Raw genomic sequence first — 1,404 nt, 5'->3', positions numbered from 1 at the left:
TGGGATTAGCTACTCTTTCTCAACCTAATACGATTGTCTTTCTGCCATTTATTCTGATATGGATGCTTATTACCTATAAGATACCAAAGAAAGAGATAATAGCTAAATATGCGATTGTATTATTAGCATTCTTTATGACTATCTCACCTGTTACTATTCGCAACTGTCTTTATGGAGGTAAATTTATCTTACTAACTACTGCTGGCGGATTTCAATTTTGGATAGGTAATAATGAGCATGCAACAGGGGCATTTGATGTTCATCATTGGGACCAATACTTAGATAAACTTCAAGAGAAGATGAAAAAGGAAGAGAAAAACCTTTATTTAGCTGATGTATTAGATTTTGTAAAAAGAGAACCTGTGAAATTTATAAAACTAGAGCTTAAAAAGTTTTTATTATTTTGGGGTAGTTGGGATATTCCTCATCAGGTAAATTATGATATTGCAAGAAATAGATTTAGGTCTTTATTGAAATTACCCTTTATTATTACCTTTGGGGGGGTAGCTATTATAGGCTTGACAGGTTTATTCTTCTTTTTAAACCACTACTGGCAAAAGTTTCTTCTACTTTATCTTTTTATTTTTGCGTATAGTTTTTCAGTAATAGCTTTTGTAGTAGTTGGTCGGTACCGTCCACCAATAATTCCTTGCTTAGCATTATTTGGAGGATTTACTATTTATTATTTTTATGAAAGGTTTAAGTTTAAGGAGTATAAAAAGATTATTTTGCCAGGTATTTTATTGATTATTTTTACAGGAGTGGTAAATTCTCAACTCATAATCAAAAAACTTCAACCAATCCCACCTTATGGAACTTATATTAAAACTGAAGAGGGATTTATCATTAGAGATAGTAGCGATGACTGGCATGGAGGTAAAAGTATATCATTAAAAGAATCTTCAGTAATTCTAAAAAAAGAAATTTTTATTAATAAGGATATTTCAAAGATGAAAGAATGTCATCTTTGGTTAATTTTAAGTGGCAAGAAAATAGGAAGTGTAATATTTAAGGTTAATGAGACAGAATTGTTTAAAATACCTTGTGAAAAATTCTTTCTTTTAGAAGGATTACTTGGTAAAATAAGTATTGGTCCAATTCCACCTTCTCTATTAAAGAGGGGACTTAATACCTTTACCTTGTATCCAATAGAAGATGCATATTTAGAGATTCCTGTGGACAATTATTATAATTATGAGAGATCTTTTGTATCATATGATGGAGGAGTTAATTGGAAAAAGGTTAACGGTGAGTATATGTTTGAATTAGAAATAAAAAGAGAGCGTTGCAAATGACTTTTAGTTATGGTGTGGGTTTGGGAGAGTTTTGGGTGATAAAAGATGCCAAAGCGACAAAAAAGAAATAATTTGCTTAGTTGACATCAAGAGGAGGGAATACTATATA

The 1,404-nt window shown here is 30.8% G+C and carries 1 protein-coding gene; it reads left to right on the top strand.

Translation table 11 applies throughout. The features are described from left to right. Nucleotides 1-1,295 (top strand): hypothetical protein (locus tag AB1414_20890; GenBank protein MEW6609868.1); only part of this gene is annotated, 1,295 nt, incomplete at its 5' end. Between the last annotated feature and the right edge of the window lie 109 nt (nucleotides 1,296-1,404).

It is taken from the genome of bacterium (assembly GCA_040755795.1).
Classification (GTDB): domain Bacteria; phylum UBA9089; class CG2-30-40-21; order CG2-30-40-21; family SBAY01; genus JBFLXS01.
This window is presented reverse-complemented; position numbering and strand designations above follow the sequence as displayed.